Source organism: Bradyrhizobium sp. 62 (assembly GCF_023073035.1).
GTDB lineage: Bacteria > Pseudomonadota > Alphaproteobacteria > Rhizobiales > Xanthobacteraceae > Bradyrhizobium.
Genome location: NZ_JADPIT010000032.1, coordinates 637,488 through 657,851, shown reverse-complemented (window position 1 = coordinate 657,851; position 20,364 = coordinate 637,488). Strand labels below are relative to the sequence as shown.

13 protein-coding genes and 1 pseudogene are annotated in these 20,364 nt (G+C 65.8%); 9 read left to right on the top strand and 5 right to left on the bottom strand.

Features of this window, described 5'->3' with window-relative positions; genetic code table 11:
• Positions 1-566 precede the first annotated feature (566 nt).
• The 4 genes from IVB47_RS32445 (at position 567) to IVB47_RS32430 (ending at position 6,698) form a co-directional block, all read left to right on the top strand.
• Positions 567-1,562, top strand: coding sequence for a nitronate monooxygenase (locus tag IVB47_RS32445; RefSeq protein ID WP_007593350.1), 996 nt, complete (start codon positions 567-569; stop codon positions 1,560-1,562).
• A 25-nt stretch (positions 1,563-1,587) separates the two neighbouring features.
• Positions 1,588-2,559, top strand: coding sequence for a zinc-binding dehydrogenase (locus IVB47_RS32440; protein ID WP_247467591.1), 972 nt, complete (start codon positions 1,588-1,590; stop codon positions 2,557-2,559).
• Positions 2,560-2,767: 208 nt separating this feature from the next.
• Positions 2,768-4,141, top strand: coding sequence for a cation-efflux pump (locus IVB47_RS32435; protein WP_247467588.1), 1,374 nt, complete (start codon positions 2,768-2,770; stop codon positions 4,139-4,141).
• Between the two features lie 226 nt (positions 4,142-4,367).
• Positions 4,368-6,698, top strand: coding sequence for a PAS domain-containing sensor histidine kinase (locus IVB47_RS32430; RefSeq protein WP_027569134.1), 2,331 nt, complete (start codon positions 4,368-4,370; stop codon positions 6,696-6,698).
• A gap of 3 nt (positions 6,699-6,701) precedes the next feature.
• Here the strand turns inward: IVB47_RS32430 and IVB47_RS32425 are convergent, their stop codons facing one another.
• Positions 6,702-7,595, bottom strand: coding sequence for a LysR family transcriptional regulator (locus IVB47_RS32425; protein ID WP_247467586.1), 894 nt, complete (start codon positions 7,593-7,595; stop codon positions 6,702-6,704).
• Between the two features lie 223 nt (positions 7,596-7,818).
• On the opposite strand from IVB47_RS32425, the gene IVB47_RS32420 reads away from it, so the two are divergent.
• Genes IVB47_RS32420 through IVB47_RS32400 form a run of 5 tightly spaced genes read left to right on the top strand, consistent with a single transcriptional unit; the run spans position 7,819 to position 13,825 of the window.
• Positions 7,819-8,295, top strand: a complete 477-nt coding sequence (locus IVB47_RS32420) for a formate dehydrogenase subunit gamma (protein WP_247467584.1) — start codon at positions 7,819-7,821, stop codon at positions 8,293-8,295.
• Positions 8,292-9,848, top strand: coding sequence for an NADH-quinone oxidoreductase subunit NuoF (locus IVB47_RS32415; RefSeq protein WP_247467582.1), 1,557 nt, complete (start codon positions 8,292-8,294; stop codon positions 9,846-9,848). Before IVB47_RS32420 ends, IVB47_RS32415 begins: the two co-directional genes overlap by 4 nt.
• A gap of 36 nt (positions 9,849-9,884) precedes the next feature.
• Positions 9,885-12,770: a formate dehydrogenase subunit alpha gene (gene fdhF, locus IVB47_RS32410; RefSeq protein WP_247467580.1), complete on the top strand. Its 2,886-nt coding sequence runs from the start codon at positions 9,885-9,887 to the stop codon at positions 12,768-12,770.
• 4 nt (positions 12,771-12,774) lie between these two features.
• The gene (fdhD, locus tag IVB47_RS32405; protein ID WP_247467578.1) at positions 12,775-13,602 is read left to right on the top strand and encodes a formate dehydrogenase accessory sulfurtransferase FdhD; all 828 of its coding nucleotides are present in this window, start codon (positions 12,775-12,777) and stop codon (positions 13,600-13,602) included.
• Positions 13,592-13,825 (top strand): formate dehydrogenase subunit delta, encoded by a 234-nt coding sequence (locus tag IVB47_RS32400; protein WP_219680856.1) that lies wholly within the window; start codon positions 13,592-13,594, stop codon positions 13,823-13,825. Before fdhD ends, IVB47_RS32400 begins: the two co-directional genes overlap by 11 nt.
• Here IVB47_RS32400 and IVB47_RS32395 read toward each other — a convergent pair.
• The 4 genes and pseudogenes from IVB47_RS32395 to IVB47_RS32380 form a co-directional block, all read right to left on the bottom strand.
• Positions 13,782-16,770, bottom strand: a pseudogene (locus tag IVB47_RS32395) (bifunctional [glutamine synthetase] adenylyltransferase/[glutamine synthetase]-adenylyl-L-tyrosine phosphorylase). The gene IVB47_RS32400 and the pseudogene IVB47_RS32395 overlap by 44 nt on opposite strands.
• A complete protein-coding gene (locus tag IVB47_RS32390; RefSeq protein ID WP_027569126.1) occupies positions 16,767-18,227 on the bottom strand; it encodes an ATP-binding protein in 1,461 nt (486 codons plus the stop codon). Before IVB47_RS32390 ends, IVB47_RS32395 begins: the two are co-directional and overlap by 4 nt.
• A complete protein-coding gene (locus tag IVB47_RS32385; RefSeq protein ID WP_035969420.1) occupies positions 18,211-18,891 on the bottom strand; it encodes a response regulator transcription factor in 681 nt (226 codons plus the stop codon). Before IVB47_RS32385 ends, IVB47_RS32390 begins: the two co-directional genes overlap by 17 nt.
• A 281-nt stretch (positions 18,892-19,172) precedes the next feature.
• Positions 19,173-20,364 (bottom strand): Do family serine endopeptidase (locus IVB47_RS32380; protein WP_247467576.1); only part of this gene is annotated, 1,192 nt, incomplete at its 5' end.

The following is a 20,364-nucleotide window of genomic DNA, read 5'->3' as shown; positions in this document are numbered from 1 at the left end:
CTGACGCCCGGGGTCTGTGCGTCAAGTCCTGCGGTGATGTGGCGGTCCAACCGGGCGCGCGCATCAGTCATCTGCATGGCGACGGGGGCAATAGTGCATCGCTCCCCGGGGAGAGCACGAAGGACACGTTAAAACCATCGCGCAGGGAAGGCCGGGCGATCCGGCGAACCTGTGGTCCACCCCGTGTGCATTCCTTTGGCGCACGGACTTGCGGGTGCCAGCCGGCGCTCGGCCTTCCCTGCGCCCTTGTTACGACGAGGGCGATGCGATCGGGCAAAGCTCGGGCGAATGCGCCGCGAGAGGGCGGAGGCGTGCCTTGCGAAAAATGCAAGTTGATGGTCTCCGAAAGCTCCTCATCCTCCGTCGGTGTTGAAGCAGCGGCGCACAAAAACCCTCGCGCCACCCGGTGCTACCACCTCAATTATCCGCCTCACGGAATCCCCTCACTCCCCGCATGATCGCCCCGCCTCCACCGCACGCCCTTCCAATAGACTTTTCCCGAGCCGGGCGGCATCCTGCCGCCATCAAACGATAACAGAGCGCCACACAGGCGGAGGAAACAGACCATGCTGCAGACACGGTTCACCAAGCTCGTCGGTGTCGAGCACCCGATCGTCCAGGGCGGCATGCAATGGGTCGGGCGCGCCGAGCTGGTCGCCGCCGTCGCCAATGCCGGAGCGCTCGGCTTCATCACGGCGCTGACCCAGCCGACGCCGGAGGACCTCAGGAAGGAGATCGCCCGCTGCCGCGATCTCACCGACAAGCCGTTTGGCGTCAACCTCACCATCCTGCCCGCGATCAAGCCGCCGCCTTATGCCGAATATCGCGCCGCTATCATCGAGAGCGGCATCAAGGTGGTCGAAACTGCCGGCAACAAGCCGCAGGAGCACGTCGACGAGTTCAGGAAGCACGGCGTCAAGGTCGTGCACAAATGCACCAGCGTCCGTCACGGGCTCTCGGCCGAGCGCATGGGCGTCGACGCCATCTCGATCGACGGGTTCGAATGCGCCGGTCATCCCGGCGAGGACGACACCCCCGGCCTGATCCTGATCCCGGCCGCCGCCAACAAGATCAAGATCCCGATGATCGCCTCCGGCGGGTTTGCCGACGCCCGCGGCCTCGTCGCCGCACTGGCGCTGGGCGCCGAAGGCATCAACATGGGCACGCGCTTCATGGCGACCAAAGAGAGCCCCATTCATCAGCTCATCAAGGAGAAGATCGTCGCCAATGACGAGCGCGAGACCGAGCTGATCTTCCGCACCATGCGCAACACCTCCCGCGTCGCCAGGAACGAGATCTCGACCAAGGTCGTTGCGATGGAGAAGGAAGGCGCCAAGTTCGAGGATATCCGCGAGCTCGTCGCGGGCGCCCGCGGCAAGATGGTCTACGCGACCGGCAACTCGGATGAAGGCATCTGGTCAGCGGGCCAGGTCCAGGGCCTGATCCAGGACATCCCGACCTGCGCCGAGCTGATCTCCCGCATCGTGCGCGAAGCCGAGGCCATCATCCGCAGCCGGCTCGAAGGCATGATCGTTCATCCTACAGCGCAGGCTGCGGAATAATCACTGCAAGAAGCGAGAGCAATACATGAAGGCTTATGTCTACGGCCCTGGCGGCGCTACAATTTCCGACGTCGCTCAACCAAAGCCTGAAGGCACGCAGGTGCTGGTCCGGGTCCGCGCCTGTGGACTCAATCGCGCCGACACCGGCATGCGCAAGGGCCACGCCCATGGCGCGGCCGGCGGCGCCGGCACCGTGCTCGGCATGGAATGGGCCGGCGAGGTCGCCGCACTCGGACCGGATGCCAAGGGCGTCAAGGTCGGCGACCGCATCATGGGCTCGGGCGGCGCGGCGTTTGCCGAATATACGCTGGCCGATCACGGCCGGCTGTTCCGCGCGCCCTCGAACATGAACTTCGAGGAAGCCGCCACCCTGCCCGTCGCGCTCGCGACCATGCACAACGCCGTCGTCACCATCGGCGGCGTGCAGCCCGGGCAAGCCGTGCTGATCCAGGGCGCAAGCTCCGGCGTCGGGCTGATGGCGATGCAGATTGCGAAGCTCAAGGGCGCGAGACTCGTGATCGGCTCCTCGACCGATGCCGCCCGCCGCGGCCGACTGAAGGAATATGGCGCCGACCTCGCGGTCGACTCCTCCGACCCCTCATGGGTCGACGAGGTGCTGAAGGTGACGAACGGCGAAGGTGTCGACCTCATCGTCGACCAGGTCTCGGGCAAGGTCGCGAATCAGAACCTTGCGGCGACCAAGGTCAAGGGTCGAATCGTCAATGTCGGCAGGCTCGGCGGCACCCATGCCGATTTCAACTTCGACCTGCACGCGGCCCGCCGCATCGACTATGTCGGCGTCACCTTCCGCACCCGCACCATCGAGGAGGTCCGCCAGATTTTTGAGGAAGTCCGCAAGGACATCTGGGGCGCGGTCGAGTCGCGAAAACTGCAGCTGCCGATCGACAAGGTGTTTGCCTTCGACGACATCGACAAGGCGTTCGAGCACATGGAGTCCAACAAGCATCTCGGCAAGATCGTCGTGACGGTGCCGTAACATCCCTGGGGCCAAAGACCTAGGTCTAGCAGGGTGGCAAAGCGAAGCGTGCCCACCATGCGTCAGCGTCCCCGAAAGATGGTGGGCGCGGCGCTCCGCGCCGTTGCCCACCCTACAAAACCGGGGGATCCCGCTCCTGCAACTCACTAGCGTCTACGCCTGTGGATCGTCGCTTGATGTTCACCCGTGGCCTGCTAAATCCCCCGCCATGAGCTCCCAACACAACAAGACCTCGGTCGCAGCGATCTCGATCTTCGCCAGTGGCGGCATGGCGGCGGCGAAGTTTGCGGTCGGGATCGCGATCGGCTCGCTAGCGCTGATTTCCGAGGCGCTGCATTCCTCGATCGACCTGGTCGCCACCATCATCACCTGGGCGGTGGTGCGGGTGTCCGACAAGCCGGCGGACGAGGAGCATCATTACGGCCACGGCAAACTCGAAAGCGTCTCGGCATTGGGCGTGACCGCCCTGCTCTACGTTCTCGCCGGCGGAATCCTGGTCCAGTCCTACAGCCATCTCCGAGAGGGAGTTGCGCCGCCGACGATCTCCGCCGTCCCTTTCGTCGTGCTGGTGATCGACATCGCCGTCAATTTCTGGCGCGCACGTGCCCTGCACCGTGCCGCACGGGAGACCAGGAGCCAGGCGCTCGCCGCCGATGCGCTGCATTTCGCCTCCGACGTGATGGGCTCGTTCGCCGTGATCGTGGGCCTGATCCTCGCCGGTCTCGGCTTCTGGTGGGGCGACGCGGCTGCCGCTGCCGCGGTGGCCGTGATGATCGCCCTGCTCGGCCTGCGCATGGCCGGCTCGACCGTGCAGACGCTGGTGGACCGCGCTCCGGAAGGCGCGCATGAGACGGCCACGGCCGCGATCCGCAGCGTAACGGGTGTGATCGACATCGAGCGGCTCCGCGTGCGCATGGTCGGTGCCACCACGTTTATCGACACGATCGCAAAGGTGCCGCGGACTTACCCCATCGACCGGGTCGAGGACATCAAGCGCAACGCGCAAGCGGCCGTCGAGAAGGCCTTCGGCGATACCGACCTCACCTTCACCGCAGTCCCCGTGGCGCGCGACAACGAGACCGTGCGCGACCGCATCATGGTCATCGCCCACAATTCGGGCCTCGCCATCCACCACGTCACCGTGCACGATCTCGGCGCCAAGCTGATCGTCAGCATCGACCTCGAGGTCGACGCCGGGATGCAGCTCGACGCCGCCCATGAGGTCGCCAACACGCTGGAACGCAACATCCAGGAAGAGTTCGGCGCGGACGTCGAGGTCGACGTCCACATCGAGCCGCTGGAACCGGAACTGCCGTTCGGGGTCGATGCCGCGTCGGAACGGGTGCAGGCCATCGCCGCCGCCCTGACAGAGTATGCCGCCGGCGGCGAGATCCACGACATCCACAATGTCCGCGTCCGCAACACCGACGCCGGCGAAATCGTCAACTTCCACTGCCGCGCCGAGCCGTCGATGAGCGTGATCAGGGTGCACGAGCATGTCGACGCGATCGAGCGCGCGTTGCGGCGCGCGTTCCCGAGCGTGAAGCGCGTCATCAGTCACGCCGAACCGCCGCGTGCGTGACAGAGAATGTGCGAGGAGTCACACGTTCTCGTTTCGGACTCGCCGCGCACGTAAGTTTGCGGACGCGCGACGCACAAACTGCGCGTTGGATAAGAATAAATTCGCGTTAACGATTCGTTGACTCTCGACAGCCCGCGAAATCTGGATTCAAATCGACCATGATTCGGAAGCGATGTGGGGCTGCTTCCAAAATCAAGTTGCAAGCAGGTTCCAGGGGGCTTTAGGCATGTCGCGTGCAGACGCCGCGAACGCGTGCGTCCAATCCGATTCGATCAAAGGATTGGCGCAATCGATCGCGAAACCTGCCTATCATCGGCTCCTGATCGCGGAGCCTGCGCTGCGCCGTGCCGTGCCGACGCTCATCATCGCGTTCCTGATCACGATCTGCCTCGGCGCGTTCGTGCAGGTCGTCGACCAGACGCGCCAGAAGCGTCTGGTGATCCGCCACGACATCTCGGCGCTCGCCGACCTGCTCGCCGAGCGCATCGACCGCCTCACCTCCGCGCGACAGGAGCGGCTGAAGAACATCGAGAGCCTGCCGGCGCTGCTGCCTGACCTCATTCCATCCTGGGGCACCGCCTCGGGCCGGCACGTCATCGTCACCTCGGCCGGACTCGACCGCCGCATCCTCGCTCGCATCCCGGTCGACAGCGATCCCTCGGGCAACGACCGCCTGCTCGACGCAATCACGACGGCGCAACTGCTGGCGGCGCCGCCGCGCGACGGCAACATCTCCGACATGACGCTGCCGAATGGCAACGCCGCGATGGCGACCTCGCGGCAGATCAAGTCGCTGCCCGGCTTCGTCACCGTGATCCAGGAGCGGAACGAGCCGATCTGGGGCTCGGACGCCGCGCTGTCGGTCACGCTGTCGGCCACCACCGGCTTCGTCGTCCTGATCCTCGGCTTCGCCTTCCACTGGCAGTCCACCCGTGCCCGCGAGGGCGACCTGATCAACGACGCCGTGCGCGGCCGGATCGACACCGCGCTCAACCGCGGCCGCTGCGGGCTGTGGGACTGGGACCTGTCGCGCGGCCGCATCTTCTGGTCACAGTCGATGTTTTCCATGCTCGGCCTCGACGGCCGCAACGAGCTCCTCACCTTCGGCGAGGTCAACGCGCTGGTAAAGTCCGACGACATCGACCTGTTCGAGATCGCCGACCAGCTCATCTCCGAGAAGATCGACCACATCGACCAGACCTTCCGCATGCAGCATGTCGACGGCCACTGGATCTGGCTGCGCGTCCGCTGCGAAAAGACCAGCGGCGCGACGGACTCCAGCGTTCACCTGATCGGGATCGCCGTCGACATCACCGAGCAGAAGAGCCTCGCCGAGCGAACTGTCGAAGCCGATTTGCGCCTGCGCGACGCGATCGAGACCATTCCCGAAGCCTTCGTGCTGTGGGACGCCAGCGATCGCCTGGTGCTCTGCAATTCGCACTTCCAGCGCCTGCACAAGCTGCCTGACAGCGCCGTCATCCCCGGCACCTCCTACGAGACCGTGCTCGAGGTCGGCCGCATGCCCGAGGTCCGCACCCGGCACAACGAGACTGCGAGCCAGGGCCCCGGCGCGCGCACCTTCGAGGCGCAGCTCGACGACGGCAGCTGGCTGCACATCAGCGAGCGCCGCACCAAGGACGGCGGCTACGTCTCGGTCGGCACCGACATCACCCGCATCAAGGAGCACGAGCAGAAGCTGGTCGACAACGATCTACGCCTGCGCGCCACCGTCATCGACCTCAAGCGCTCGCAGGCAGCCCTGGAGCGCCAGGCGGGCGAACTCGCCGATCTCGCCGAGAAATATCAGCGCGAGAAGACCCGCGCCGAGGAAGCCAACCAGACCAAGTCGAAGTTCCTTGCCAATATGAGCCACGAGCTGCGCACGCCGCTGAACGCGATCATCGGCTTCTCCGAGATCATGGGCTCGGGCATGTTCGGCGAACTCGGCTCGGAGAAGTACCAGGAATACTGCCACGATATCCTGACCAGCGGGCATTACCTGCTCGAAGTCATCAACGACATCCTCGACATGTCCAAGATCGAGGCCGGCCGCATGAAGCTCGACATGGAAGAGCTCGACCTGGCGCAGACGCTGGCGGAATCCCTGCGGGTCGTCACCGGCCGCGCGCAGGACAAGCACCTGACGCTCGACGCGGACATCGCGAAATCCATCTCCGTCGTCGCCGACCGCCGCGCCACCAAACAGATCATCGTCAATTTGCTCTCCAACGCCGTGAAGTTCACGCCCGACGGCGGACGCATCGTGGTGCGCAGCCGGCAGCTCGACGACAGGATCGTGCTGATGATTGCCGACACCGGCATCGGCATCGCGCCGCATTCACTGGCGCGGCTCGGCCGCCCCTTCGAGCAGGTCGAGAGCCAGCTCACCAAGACCTATCACGGCTCGGGACTGGGCCTCGCGATCGCCCGCTCGCTCGCGCAGCTCCATGGCGGCTCGATGCGGCTGCGCTCCAAGCTGGAGGTCGGCACCGTCGTGCGCGTCACCCTGCCCCGCGACGCGATCAAGTCGGCGTCAGGAATATCGGCCGCGGCCTGATTGCTACGATTGCAGCGACGGCGCGACTTCCCGCGCGACGTTGACCAGCGCCGCGATCAGCGGTGTCATGGGATCACGCTGCGGGATCACCATTCCGATGCTGTAATTGACATCGGGATCGGTGATCGGGATCGAGCGCACCGTATCGGACAGGCCGAGCGTCTCGGCGAGCTTGGCCGGCATCACGCTGGCCCAGCGCCCCGTCTTCACATGCGTGAACAGCACGAGCAGCGAATTCGACGTCAAGGTCGGCGTCGCCTCCGCGCCGACCGAACGTAACGCACGGTCGATGATGCGGCGGTTCTGCATGTCGGGCGTCAGCAGGCACAGCGGCACCTGCCCGACCTCTTTCCACGTCACCGTCTCGCGATCGCCGAACATTCCATCCGGCGCGGTGAGCAGACGATAGTTCTCGCTGTAGAGCGGGATGGTGCGCACCTTGCCGATCGGCTCGTTCTCGATATAGGTCAGCCCCGCATCCACCTCGAGATTCTCGAGCAATCCCAGCACCTCGGACGAGGTCGTGGAGCGGATACTGAAGCGCACCTCGGGGTGCCTGGCGCGGAACGGCGTCGTCAGCGCAGCGACCATGCCGAGCACGGTGGGGATCGCGGCAATACGGATCTCGCCGGAGAGCTGATGCTTCAGCCCGTTGATCTCGTCACGCATCGCGCGGGCATCGCCGACGATCCGGCGCGCCCAATCCAGCGCCCGCTCGCCTTCCGGCGTAAAACCCTGGAAGCGGGAGCCGCGCTGGACCAGCATCACGCCGAGGATCTCCTCGAGTTGCTTCAGCCCGGTCGACATCGTCGGTTGCGTCACGCCGCAGACCTCCGCCGCGCGTCCGAAATGCCGCTCCTTCGCCAGCGCCAGCAACAGTTCAAGCTTGTCGAGCAACCGGTCATCCCCTCGGATTGTGTGGTGGCATACAAGCTAGCATGCCCGCCCCCTCCCAACACGCAAAAACCGCCCGGCGGATGGCTTCAATTGCAATTTCAAATCGGATGATTGCCATCGCAAATCGATCGGAATCCGCAATCGCAGCATGAGACAGCTTTATTGATCTTCGAACGATTCCAAATAGTTTGCGATCAGCAGACGCTCTGGTTGAGAACGAAGAATGACAGCGATTTTTGAGCCTTGGGACGAAACGCGCGGCGCCGAGATCATCGCCGAACACAGCAGGCAGGAAGGCGCGACGCTGGTGATCCTGCACGCGCTCCAAGGGGCGTTCGGCTGCGTGCCGGAGGCAGCCATTCCCATGGTGGCGCAGGCGCTCAATTTGTCCCGCGCCGAAGTGCATGGCGTGTTCACGTTCTATCATGACTTCCGCCACAAGCCGGCCGGCCGCCATGTGCTGAAGCTCTGCCGCGCGGAGGCCTGTCAGGCGGCGGGCGGCGATGCGCTGGCGACGCGTGTCGAGGCGAAGCTCGGCGTGTTGCTGGGCGGCACCACGGCCGATGATCGCGTCACGCTGGAGCCGATCTACTGCCTCGGACTGTGCGCGACCGCGCCATCCGCGATGCTCGACGGCCGACTGATCGGCCGACTCGATGAAAAGCGTATCGATGCGCTCGTTGCGGAGGCGCAGCGATGAGCATCCGTCTATATGTCTCTCGCGACGCGGGCGCGCTTGCGGTCGGCGCCGACGAGGTCGCGCTGGCGCTGGAGCAGGCTGCAGCCAAGCGTGGCGTTGCCGTCGAGATCGTCAGGACCGGCTCGCGCGGCCTGTACTGGCTCGAGCCGCTGGTCGAGGTCGCGACACCGCAGGGCCGGATCGCGTTCGGCCCCGTGACCGAGACCGATGTGCCCTCCCTGCTCGACGCGCTCGCGAGCAACACGCCGCATCTGCTGCGGCTCGGGGCCACCGACGAGATCCCCTGGCTCAAGCGCCAGACCCGCCTCACCTTCGCGCGCTGCGGCGTGATCGACCCGCGCTCGCTCGATGACTACCGCGCCCATGGCGGCTACAAGGGCCTCGAACGCGCGCTGTCGCTCGGCTCGGAAGCCATCCTCAATGAAGTGACGGCGTCCGGCCTGCGCGGCCGCGGCGGCGCGGGCTTTCCGACCGGCATCAAGTGGAAGACGGTCGCGCAGGCGAAAGCGGATCGCAAGTTCATCGTCTGCAACGCCGACGAAGGCGACAGCGGCACCTTCGCCGACCGCATGATCATGGAAGGCGATCCCTTCCTCGTCATCGAGGGCATGACGACCGCCGGCATCACCGTCGGCGCGACCAAGGGTTACATCTACATCCGCAGCGAATATCCGCACGCGGTCGAGGCGATGAACGCGGCCATCCAGGCTGCGAAGCGCGGCGGCTATCTCGGCGCGAACATCGGTGGTTCCACGCACAGCTTCGATCTCGAGGTGCGCGTCGGCGCCGGGGCTTACGTTTGCGGCGAAGAGACCTCGCTGCTGGAAAGCCTAGAAGGCCGTCGCGGCATCGTGCGCGCAAAGCCGCCACTGCCCGCGCATCACGGCCTGTTCGGCAAGCCGACCGTCATCAACAACGTGCTGTCGTTCGCCGCCATCCCCTTCATCCTGGCCGAAGGCGCCAAGGCCTATGCCGATTTCGGCATGGGTCGCTCGCGCGGTACGATGCCGATCCAGCTCGCCGGCAACATCCGCCACGGCGGGCTGTTCGAGACGGCCTTCGGCGTGACGCTCGGCGAGCTCGTCGACGACATCGGCGGCGGCACGTTCACGGGACGCCCGATCCGCGCGGTGCAGGTCGGCGGTCCCTTGGGCGCCTACTTCCCGCGCGCGCTGTTCGACATCCCGTTCGACTACGAGGCCTTTGCCGCGCGCGACGGCCTGATCGGCCATGGCGGTATCGTCGTGTTCGACGACAGCGTCGACATGCGCAAGCAGGCGCGTTTCGCCATGGAATTCTGCGCCATCGAGTCCTGCGGCAAGTGCACGCCGTGCCGGATCGGCTCGACCCGCGGCGTCGAGACCATCGAGAAGATCATCAACGGCGAGCGGGTGAGCGAGAACCTCGCACTCGTCGAAGATCTCTGCAACACCATGAAATTCGGCTCGCTCTGCGCGCTCGGCGGCTTCACGCCCTACCCCGTGCTCAGCGCATTTAAGCACTTCCGGGAGGATTTCGTCCCGGCCCCGACCACGCTTCAGGCCGCGGAATAGGAGAACGACAATGTCTCTGATCGAAGAAGAACGACAATGTCTCTGATCGAAGAAATCGACTTCGGCACGCCGCGCTCGAAATCGGAAACGATGGTGACGCTGACTATCGACGGCAACCAGGTCACGGTGCCCGAGGGCACCTCGATCATGCGGGCGGCGATGGACGCCGGCCACCAGATCCCGAAACTCTGCGCGACCGACATGGTCGATGCGTTCGGCTCGTGCCGCCTTTGCGTCGTCGAGATCGAGGGCCGCGCCGGAACACCGGCCTCCTGCACCACGCCTGTCATGTCCGGCCTGATCGTGCACACCCAGAGCGAACGGCTCAAGAAGCTCCGCAAGGGCGTGATGGAGCTCTACATCTCCGACCATCCGCTCGACTGCCTCACCTGCGGCGCCAACGGCGACTGCGAGTTGCAGGACATGGCCGGCGCCGTGGGCCTGCGCGACGTGCGTTACGGCTATGATGGCGAGAACCACGTCTTCGCCAAGACGCCTGGTAAGTCCAATGGCGAGATCAACGCCGCCTGGATGCCGAAGGACGAGTCCAATCCGTACTTCACCTATGATCCCTCCAAGTGCATCGTCTGCTCGCGCTGCGTCCGCGCCTGCGAGGAGGTGCAAGGCACCTTCGCGCTCACGATCTCCGGCCGCGGCTTCGACAGCCGCGTGTCGCCGGGCATGAGCGAGAGCTTCCTCGGCTCCGAATGCGTCTCCTGCGGCGCCTGCGTGCAGGCCTGCCCGACAGCGACGCTGACCGAGAAATCCGTGATCGAGATCGGCCAGCCCGAACATTCGGTCGTCACCACCTGCGCCTATTGCGGCGTCGGCTGCGCCTTCAAGGCCGAGATGCGCGGCGAGGAACTCGTCCGCATGGTGCCGTACAAGGACGGCAAGGCCAATCGCGGCCATTCCTGCGTCAAGGGCCGCTTCGCCTGGGGCTACACCAACCACAAGGAACGCATCCTCAACCCGATGATCCGCGAGCGGATCGAGGATCCCTGGCGCGAAGTGTCGTGGGACGAGGCCTTCTCGTTTGCCGCCGACAGGATGCGCGGCATCCAGAAGAAATACGGCCGCGACGCCATCGGCGGCATCACATCGTCCCGCTGCACCAATGAAGAAACCTATCTGGTGCAGAAGCTGATCCGCGCCGGCTTCGGCAACAACAATGTCGACACTTGCGCCCGCGTCTGCCACTCCCCGACCGGCTATGGCCTCTCGACCACGTTCGGTACCTCTGCCGGCACGCAGGATTTCGACTCGGTCGAGGACACCGACGTCGTCGTCATCATCGGTGCCAACCCCGCTTCGGCCCATCCGGTGTTCGCCTCCCGCCTGAAGAAGCGGCTGCGCCAGGGCGCCAAGCTGGTCGTGATCGATCCGCGCCGTACCGAGATGGTGGAATCGCCGCATGTGAAGGCGCTGCACCTGCCGCTGATGCCCGGCACCAACGTTGCGGTGATGACGGCACTGGCGCATGTGATCGTCACCGAAGGCCTCGTCGACGAAACCTTCGTGCGCGAACGCTGCGACTGGAGCGAGTTCGAGGAATGGGCGGCGTTCGTCGCCCAGCCGAACAACAGCCCGGAAGCCACTGCCATCCTCACCGGCGTCGATCCGAAGGATCTGCGCGAAGCAGCGCGCGTCTACGCCACCGGCGGCAACGGCGCGATCTATTACGGTCTCGGCGTGACCGAGCACAGCCAGGGTTCGACCACCGTGATCGCGATCGCCAACCTTGCGATGGCCACGGGCAATATCGGCCGTCCGGGTGTCGGCGTGAACCCACTGCGCGGCCAGAACAACGTGCAGGGCTCCTGCGACATGGGCTCGTTCCCGCACGAGCTGCCCGGCTATCGCCACATCTCGGGCGACGCCGTGCGGGACCAGTTCGAAGCGCTGTGGAACGTCAAGCTCAACCCCGAGCCGGGCCTGCGCATTCCCAACATGTTCGACGCCGCGGTCGAAGGCACGTTCATGGGGATTTACGTGCAGGGCGAGGACATCCTGCAATCCGATCCCAACACCAAGCATGTGGTGGCAGCACTCTCGGCGATGGAATGCGTCATCGTCCACGACCTCTTCCTGAACGAGACCGCGAACTACGCCCACGTGTTCCTGCCGGGCTCGAGCTTCCTCGAGAAGGACGGCACCTTCACGAACGCCGAGCGCCGCATCCAGCGGGTCCGCAAGGTGATGACGCCGAAGAACGGGCTTGCCGACTGGGAGGTCACCATCGGCCTCGCCAGGGCCATGGGCTTCGAGATGACCTACAGCCATCCTTCCGAGATCATGGACGAGATCGCGGCGCTGACCCCGACCTTCGCCGGCGTCTCCTATGCCAAGCTCGACGAGCTCGGCTCGGTGCAGTGGCCCTGCAACGACAAGGCGCCCGAGGGCACGCCGGTGATGCATATCGACGGCTTCGTCCGCGGCAAGGGCAAGTTCGTCGTGACCGAATATGTCGCGACCGACGAACGCACCGGCCCGCGCTATCCGCTGCTGCTCACCACAGGCCGCATCCTCAGCCAGTATAATGTCGGCGCGCAAACCCGGCGCACCGAGAACGTAGTCTGGCATGCCGAGGATCGGCTGGAGATCCATCCGCACGATGCCGAACAGCGCGGCGTGCGCGACGGGGACTGGGTGCGGCTGAAGAGCCGCGCCGGCGAGACCACGCTGCGTGCGGAGATCACCGATCGCGTCGCGCCGGGCGTCGTCTACACCACCTTCCACCATCCGGACACGCAGGCCAACGTCATCACGACCGACTTTTCGGACTGGGCAACCAACTGCCCCGAATACAAGGTCACGGCGGTGCAGATCTCGCCGTCGAACGGCCCGTCCGACTGGCAGAAGGCCTACGACGCACAGGCGCGGCATTCCCGCCGTATCGCGCCGGCCGAGGCCGCGGAGTAGCGGCATGCACGTACCGGTCCAGGCCATCGACCGCGAGATCTGGCGCAACGGTGTCGCGTCCGAAGGAGCGCGGCTGATTCCGGAGGAGACGCCGCTGGCGCTGACCTACAATGGCGGCACCTACGCCGTCATGATGGGGACGCCGCAGAACCTCGAAGATTTCGCGGTCGGCTTCAGCCTGGACGAAGGCATCATCAGATCCGTCGATGACGTCAAGTCGCTCGAAATAGTCCGCCTCGACGATGGCATCGAGCTGCGCATGTGGCTGGCACCGGAAAATGCCGCGCGAATCAGCGAGCGCCGCCGCCACATCGCCGGCCCGACCGGCTGCGGCATTTGCGGCATCGACTCGATTGCCGAAGCTGTGCGGCCTGCGGCCGTCGTGCCGCAGGGACAGATGTTTACGCCCGAGCAGGTGATGGCGGCGATGCAGACCATCGCACCGCTGCAATCAATAAATTTGCAAACCCGCGCCGTTCACGCCGCCGCGTTCTGGACGCCTGCCGGCGGTATCGTCGCGCTGCGCGAGGATGTCGGCCGCCACAACGCGCTCGACAAGCTCGCCGGTTCGCTGGCGCGCAGCCGCACGGCTGCAAGCGGCGGCATCGTGCTGCTGACGAGCCGCGTGTCGGTCGAGATGGTGCAGAAGACCGCCGCCATCGGCGCCCGGGTGATGGTCGCCATCTCTGCGCCGACCGCGCTTGCGGTGCGCACCGCGGAGGCCGCCGGCATCACGCTGATTGCCATTGCCCGCCAGGACGGGTTCGAAGTGTTTTCGCATGGCGGCCGGGTTGTCGCCTGTCATGCCACGGAGGTTGCCGATGTCGCCTGACCGCCTGATCTACATGGCCAACCAGATCGGCACGTTCTTTCGGAGCCAGGGCCACGACAAGGCCGTGCCGGGGATCGCCGACCACATCAAGAAATTCTGGGACCCGCGGATGAAGCGCGCGATCTTCGCCCATCTCGATGCCGGCGGCGTGGGCCTTGAGCCGAATGTGCGGGAGGCGCTCACCTCGCTGAAGCCGACGACGTCCCTTCCAGCAGCGCCCTGAAGACACGCCGCACCTCGCTCTGCGTCTCCTTCACGCGCGCCTCCAGCGAGGAGAAATGCGGCGCGTCGCCGGCGCGTGCCATCACGCGCAAGAGGTCGGTGCCGGCGGTTTCCGGCTTGAACCGGTCGCCTGACGCAGAGCCGCAGGATCTGCGTCAGGTCGTGATAGAGCCGCGCCGCGGCACGCAATATCTCGGTCTCCGATTGCGCGAGAACGCCGAGCCTGCATGCATTGTCCAGCACCTGCGTGGTGCCGACGTCGAGAATCTCCGGTTTCTCGTGCGCATGCACGAGCTGGAGATATTGCGCGATGAAGTCGATGTCGACCATGCCGCCGGCTGCATATTTGAGATCCCAGCAATCGGCCTCGCCCTTCTCCTGGGCAATCGCACGCCGCATGTCGGCAACGTCGTTGGCGATGATTGCGGGATCGCGGCGACGGGTCAGGACATCGCGAATGACGTGTTCGATCCGCTCCCGGAATTCGGGCGAAGCCGACACGACGCGCGCGCGCGTCAGCGCCATGTGCTCCCAGGTCCAGGCCTCGTTGGCCTGGTAGTCCGCGAACGAGACGAGGCTCGAGGCCACAGGGCCGGCACGCCCCGAGGGGCGCAGCCGCATGTCGATTTCGTAAAGCACCCCGTAATTGGTGCGCGTCGTGAACGCGCTGATCAGGCGCTGGGTGAAGCGGGCGAAGTAATGCGCACCTTGCAGTGACTTCGCACCGTCGGAGTCCGGATTGTCGCTGTCGAAATCGTACAGCAGGATCAGGTCGAGATCGGATGACGCGGTCATCTCGCGGCTGCCGAGCCGGCCCATCGCGATGATTGCGCTCTCCTGCCCCTCGATCCGGCCATGCTGGGCGGCGAAGCGGTCGGCGACGAGACCATGCACGGTATGGACGATGCCCTCGGCGACGTCGGCAAAGGCCGTGCTCGCCTGCTGCGCCGAGACGGTGCCGGAGAGAATGCGCGTGCCGATCAGGAACAGGCTCTCCTGCCCGAACAGGCGCAGGCGGTCGAGGAACTCTTCGTAAGAGCCGGCATCCTGCACGGTGGTCGCGAGCCGCCCCGACAATTCCTGCCGGTCGGGCATGGCGCCGAAGAAGCGCGGATCGATCAGGCCGTCCATGAGCTGCGGCTGCCGCGCCAGCATCTCGCCGAGCCGGGGCGCCGCGCCCAGCACCAGGGCCACGAGCGCAACGAGATCGCGATTCTGGCCGAGCAGCGTGATCAGCCGGCCGCCGCGCTGAAGCGCTCCAAGGAAATGGTCGAACGCCACGACGGCTCGATCCGGCTCCTCGGCATGAGCGAGACCGTCGATCAGGGCCGGCACGAATTCGACGAATGCGGTTCGCGTCGCCTCAACGCGGAACACGCGGTACTCGCCGGTGATCCAGTCACGCACGGTCTGCGCGACGGCGGCAGGCTTCTTGAAGCCGAGCGTGGCCAGATACTGAAGCAGCCGCGGATCGTCGGGACCCGCACCGTAATCGAGCGCCGGCAGCTTGGCCGTGCCGGTCGGATCGTCGCCCTCGAACAGTTTTTCGTAGTGGCCCTGGACGATCTCGAGCTGGCGCAAGAGGTCGCGGGCAAAGGCCTCGCGATCCGGATAACCGAAGAACCAGGCGAAACGCTCGACCGCCTCCTTGTCCTCGGGCAGTGTGTGGGTCTGCTCGTCTGCGATCATCTGGAGGCGATGCTCGACCCGGCGCAGGAATTGGTACGCCGTGGTCAGCTCGTCACGCGCCGCAATCGTGATCCAGTTGCTGGAAGCAAGCACGCCGAGCGCGGCGAGCGTCGGCCGCACGCGCAGTTCGGGATGCCGGCCGCCGGCGATCAATTGCTGGGTCTGGGCGAAGAACTCGATTTCGCGGATTCCGCCGCGCCCGACCTTCACGTTATGGCCTTCGACGGCGACCTCGCTCTGGCCGCGATAGGTCTGCATCTGCCGCTTCATGTCGTGAACGTCGGCAAGCGCGGCGAAGTCGAGATGCTTGCGCCAGACGAAGGGCGCGATCTCCGCGAGCAGCGCCTCGCCTGCCCTGGGGTCGCCGGCGCAGGCGCGCGCCTTGATCATCGCGGCGCGCTCCCAGGTACGCCCTTCCCGCTCGTAATAATTCAGCGCGGCGTCGCGCGAAATCGCCACCTGCGTCGAGGATGGATCGGGACGCAGGCGCAGATCGACGCGGAAGACGTAACCGTCATAGGTGCGCTGCTGGAGAATGCGTGCCATCCCCTGCGTCACCCTCACGAAGAATGGCTGGGGTTCGATATCGGCGGCGAGCGTCGTATTGTCGGGATCGAAAAACACAATGAGATCAATGTCGCTGGAATAGTTCAGCTCGCCTGCGCCCATCTTGCCCATCGCAAGCACGATAAGCCCGCAGCCCTCCTCCGGCGCCTCGGGATTGGGCGGCGAGAGCTTGCCGCGTGCGGCTTCCTGCCGCAGCAGGTATTGAAGCGCCGCCCGCACCGAGGACACTGCGACATCGGTGAGCGCTGCGGTCACCCGCATCACCGGCCAGACCCCGCCGATGTCGCACAGTGCGATCAGGAGCGCGGCCTCCGCCTTCATGCGGCGCAGCAGCCGCATCACCTCGGCTTCGTCGGATGCCGCGAGCACCGCGCCGTTCGCCTCCGCGACCAGCGTGGCGAGATGCGCATCCGGATCGCATTCCAGCAGCCGGATCAGACGCTGCGGATCAGCGCGCAGCAGCTCGAACAGATAAGGCGAGAATTCCGCGATGCCGGCCAGGATGTCCCGCGCGAAGCGGTGAGCCAGCAGCGCTTCAAGACGAGTGAATTGCGCGGGCTCGAGCTCGGCCAGCCAGCTTTCAAAACGTCCTTGGTCGGTGACGGAAGCGGCAATATGGGGAGCCTCCGCAAAGCGCGCGGCAAGTCTCTCACCATGCTTGTCCGCGTTTCCCGGCGCGGAATGGTTCATGCCACCTTCTGTGGCACATCCTGCATTGGCGGAGCAACCCTGTCGCCGGCCCCCGCGCGCGCCGGCAGCACCAGCGTGGCGACAAGCCCGGGCTGGGCGTCACCCAACCTCAACTCACCGCCATGCAATGTCGCGACCGCCGAGGCGAGACTGAGGCCGAGACCGGACCCAGGCAGCGTGCGGCTGGCTTCCAGCCGCACGAATCGTTCCACCACATGCTTGCGGTCGGCTTCGGGGATGCCGGGACCGCGATCGGTGACGCTGAGCAGCACTTGATCGCCCTCGCGCCTCGATTCGATCGTGATCTGCCTGCCCTCCATGCTGACCACAGTTCCCGCCGGCTGCGCGGCCGGCTTGCCGTATTTGATCGCATTCTCGACAAGATTGGCGAGGGCCTGGCTGATCAATTCGCGGTTGGCGTGGACCGGGGTCGGCTCGCACCTGACCTTCAAGGTCATGCCATCGTCTTCGGCCAGTGGCTCGTAGAGCTCGTGAATGCCGTTGGCGACATCGGCCGCGTCGAAATCATCCATGTTGCCGCGCGCCTGCCCGGACTCGGCGCGCGCGATCATCAGCAGCGCGTTGAAGGTGCGGATCAGCCCGTCCGATTCCTCGATGGTCCGCTCCAGCGCGGCGCGGTAGTCGGCCTCGCCGCCGGATTTCGCCAGCGCCTCCTCGGCGCGGTTGCGCAGGCGCGTCAGCGGCGTCTTGAGGTCGTGGGCGATGTTGTCGGAGACCTCCTTCAGCCCCGCCATCAGCGCCTCGATCCGCTCCAGCATCGCGTTGAGATTTTCGGCGAGGCGGTCGAGCTCGTCGCCGCTGCGCCCCACGGGCAGGCGTTCGCTGAGATCGCCCGTCATGATGCGATGGGCGGTGCCGCTCATCGCGTCGATGCGCCTGAGCACCCTGCGCGCCACGAAGATGCCGCCGCCAAGGCCGAGCACCACGACGATCAGGATCGACCATTGCGCGGCCTTCGCCACGATGCCGAACAGCCGTCGCCGCTCGGCCAGATCGCGTCCGATCAGAAGCCGAAAGCCGTTTTCCAATTCGGTGACGCGGACGAGCGCAAGATGGTCCCGATCGTCGGCATCCTCGATCCGCCGGTAGGCGGTCTCGGACCAGCCGCGCGTCGCCATCACGCCGGGCGCGAGCGAGCCGACATTGCCGGCGATCGACTGGCCGGTCGGCGTCGTCACCAGATAGAGGTTGGCGCCCGGCCGCAGCGCCCGGTACTCGATCGCGAGCACGAGAGCGCGCAAGCCGCGGCGGCCGTAGATCTCGTTGATCTCAGACGTCTCGGCATTGACCGTCTGCGTGATTTCCTCGGTGATCAGCCGCCGCGTATTCCAGGCGAAATAGGCCAGCAGCGAGGCCGCGAACATCGCGAACAACAGCAAATAGACCAGCGTCAGCCGGAATGCCGTGGTGCGGACGAGTTTACCGAATGCCGTCACGGATCATGTATCCCGCGCCGCGGATCGTGTGCAGCAGCGGCCGCTCAAAACCCTTGTCGATCTTGGAGCGCAGCCGCGAAATGTGCACGTCGATCACGTTGGTCTGCGGATCGAAATGATAGTCCCAGACGTTCTCCAGCAGCATGGTACGGGTCACCACCTGGCCCGCATGCTTCATCAAATATTCGAGCAGGCGGAATTCGCGCGGCTGCAGCGTCAGCTCGTCCTTGCCGCGTGCGACGCGGTGGGAGAGCCGGTCGAGCTCGAGATCGCCGACCCGGTACAGCGTGTCCTCGGCCGGACCGCCGCGGCGGCGCGACAGCACCTCGACCCGGGCCAACAGCTCGGCGAAGGAATAGGGTTTCGGCAGATAGTCGTCGCCGCCGGCGCGCAGGCCCTTGATGCGGTCGTCGACCTGGCCGAGCGCGGAGAGAATCAGCACCGGCGTCGAATCATCCTTGTCGCGAAGCGCGCCGATCACCGACAGGCCGTCGCGCTTGGGCAGCATGCGGTCGACCACCAGCACGTCGTAGTCGCCGTTCTCGGCCATGGCGAGGCCTTCCTCGCCGTCGGCGGCGTGGTCGGCAATGTGCCCGACCTCGCGAAACGCCTTCACGAGGTAGTCGGCGGATTCGCGGTCGTCTTCGATGATGAGGAGGCGCATCGTGCGTTCGGCAACGGTCAAGGGAGTGAACCTTCTCTAAACATGGCGCGAGCGGCAATCGCATGCAAGCCGAGTGAGAGACTCTGGCATGGAGAAAAAGGCGGGCGGTGAAGCTGGGGGGACTTCACCGCCCTAGGCCTTCCGACGGAGGGGGGCGTATTCCACCGGAAGGTAGACAGGGGAAGCAAACGTTGCGCTGCTCCCCCGAAGGGCGCCGTCGGCGGGGGCGACTGATGCCGGCGACACCCTTCATCTCGGAGGTCCTGAGGCCGGGCCCTTCGTTACCCCTTGGCGATGGGCACGGCGACGAAGCGCGACTGGCCGCCGCTCTTCACTCGCATCAGGACGCTGTTCTTGTTGTCTGTCCGCGCCGTGTTGATGGCGTCGCGGACTTCGCCGGCGGTGCTCACGCTCTTGCCGCCGACTTCGAGGATCACGTCGCCTTCCTTGAAGCCGCGTTCGGCAGCCGCGCTCTTCGGATCGACCTCGGTGATCACGACGCCTTCCTTGCCGGCGCCGGCCACGGAATCGGCGGGCGCCACGGTCATGCCGAGCTTGGGCACGTCGGTGCCGCGGCTCGCGCCCTTGCCGCTGTCCTTGTCGATGTCGGCCTTGGCCTCAATCGTGTTCGGCAGCTGGCCGAGGGTGAGGTTCACCACCTTGTCCTGGCCCTTGTGCAGCACATTGAGCTTCACGGTCGCGCCGGGCGCCAGGCCGCCAATGGTACGGGCGAGCTCGCGGGCGTCCTTGACCGATTCGCCGTTGACCGACGTGATCACGTCACCGGACTCGATGCCGGCCTTGGCCGCCGGACCATTCGCCTGCGGCTCGGCAACCAGCGCGCCTTCGGCCTTCTTCATGCCGAGGCTGTCGGCGATGTCGGATGTCACCGGCTGAATCTGCACGCCGATCCAGCCGCGGCTGACCGAGCCCTTGTCCTTGAGCTGCGCCACCACGCTCTTCACTGTGCTCGCGGGAATCGAGAACGCGATGCCGACGCTGCCGCCGGAAGGCGAGTAGATCGCGGTGTTGACGCCCATCACCTCACCGTTGGTGTCGAAGGCCGGACCGCCGGAATTGCCCTTGTTCACGGGCGCATCGATCTGGATGAAATCGTCGTAGGGGCCGTTGCCGATGTCGCGGCCGCTGGCCGAAACGATGCCGGCAGTCACGGTGCCGCCGAGGCCGAACGGGTTGCCGACCGCGAGCACCCAGTCACCGATCCGCGGCTTGCCGTCGGCAAGCTTCGCGAACGGGAAGTTCGAGCTGCCCTCGACCTTGATCAAGGCGAGGTCGGTGCGCTGATCGGTACCGATCACCTTGGCGGTGTAGGTCTTGCCGTCGTCGGTCGTGACCTCGACCTTGTCGGCGCCGTCGACCACGTGGTTGTTGGTCACGGCGAAGCCATCAGCCGAGATGAAGAAGCCGGAGCCCTGGCCCTGCACGACGCGGCCACGACCGCCACCACCCTTC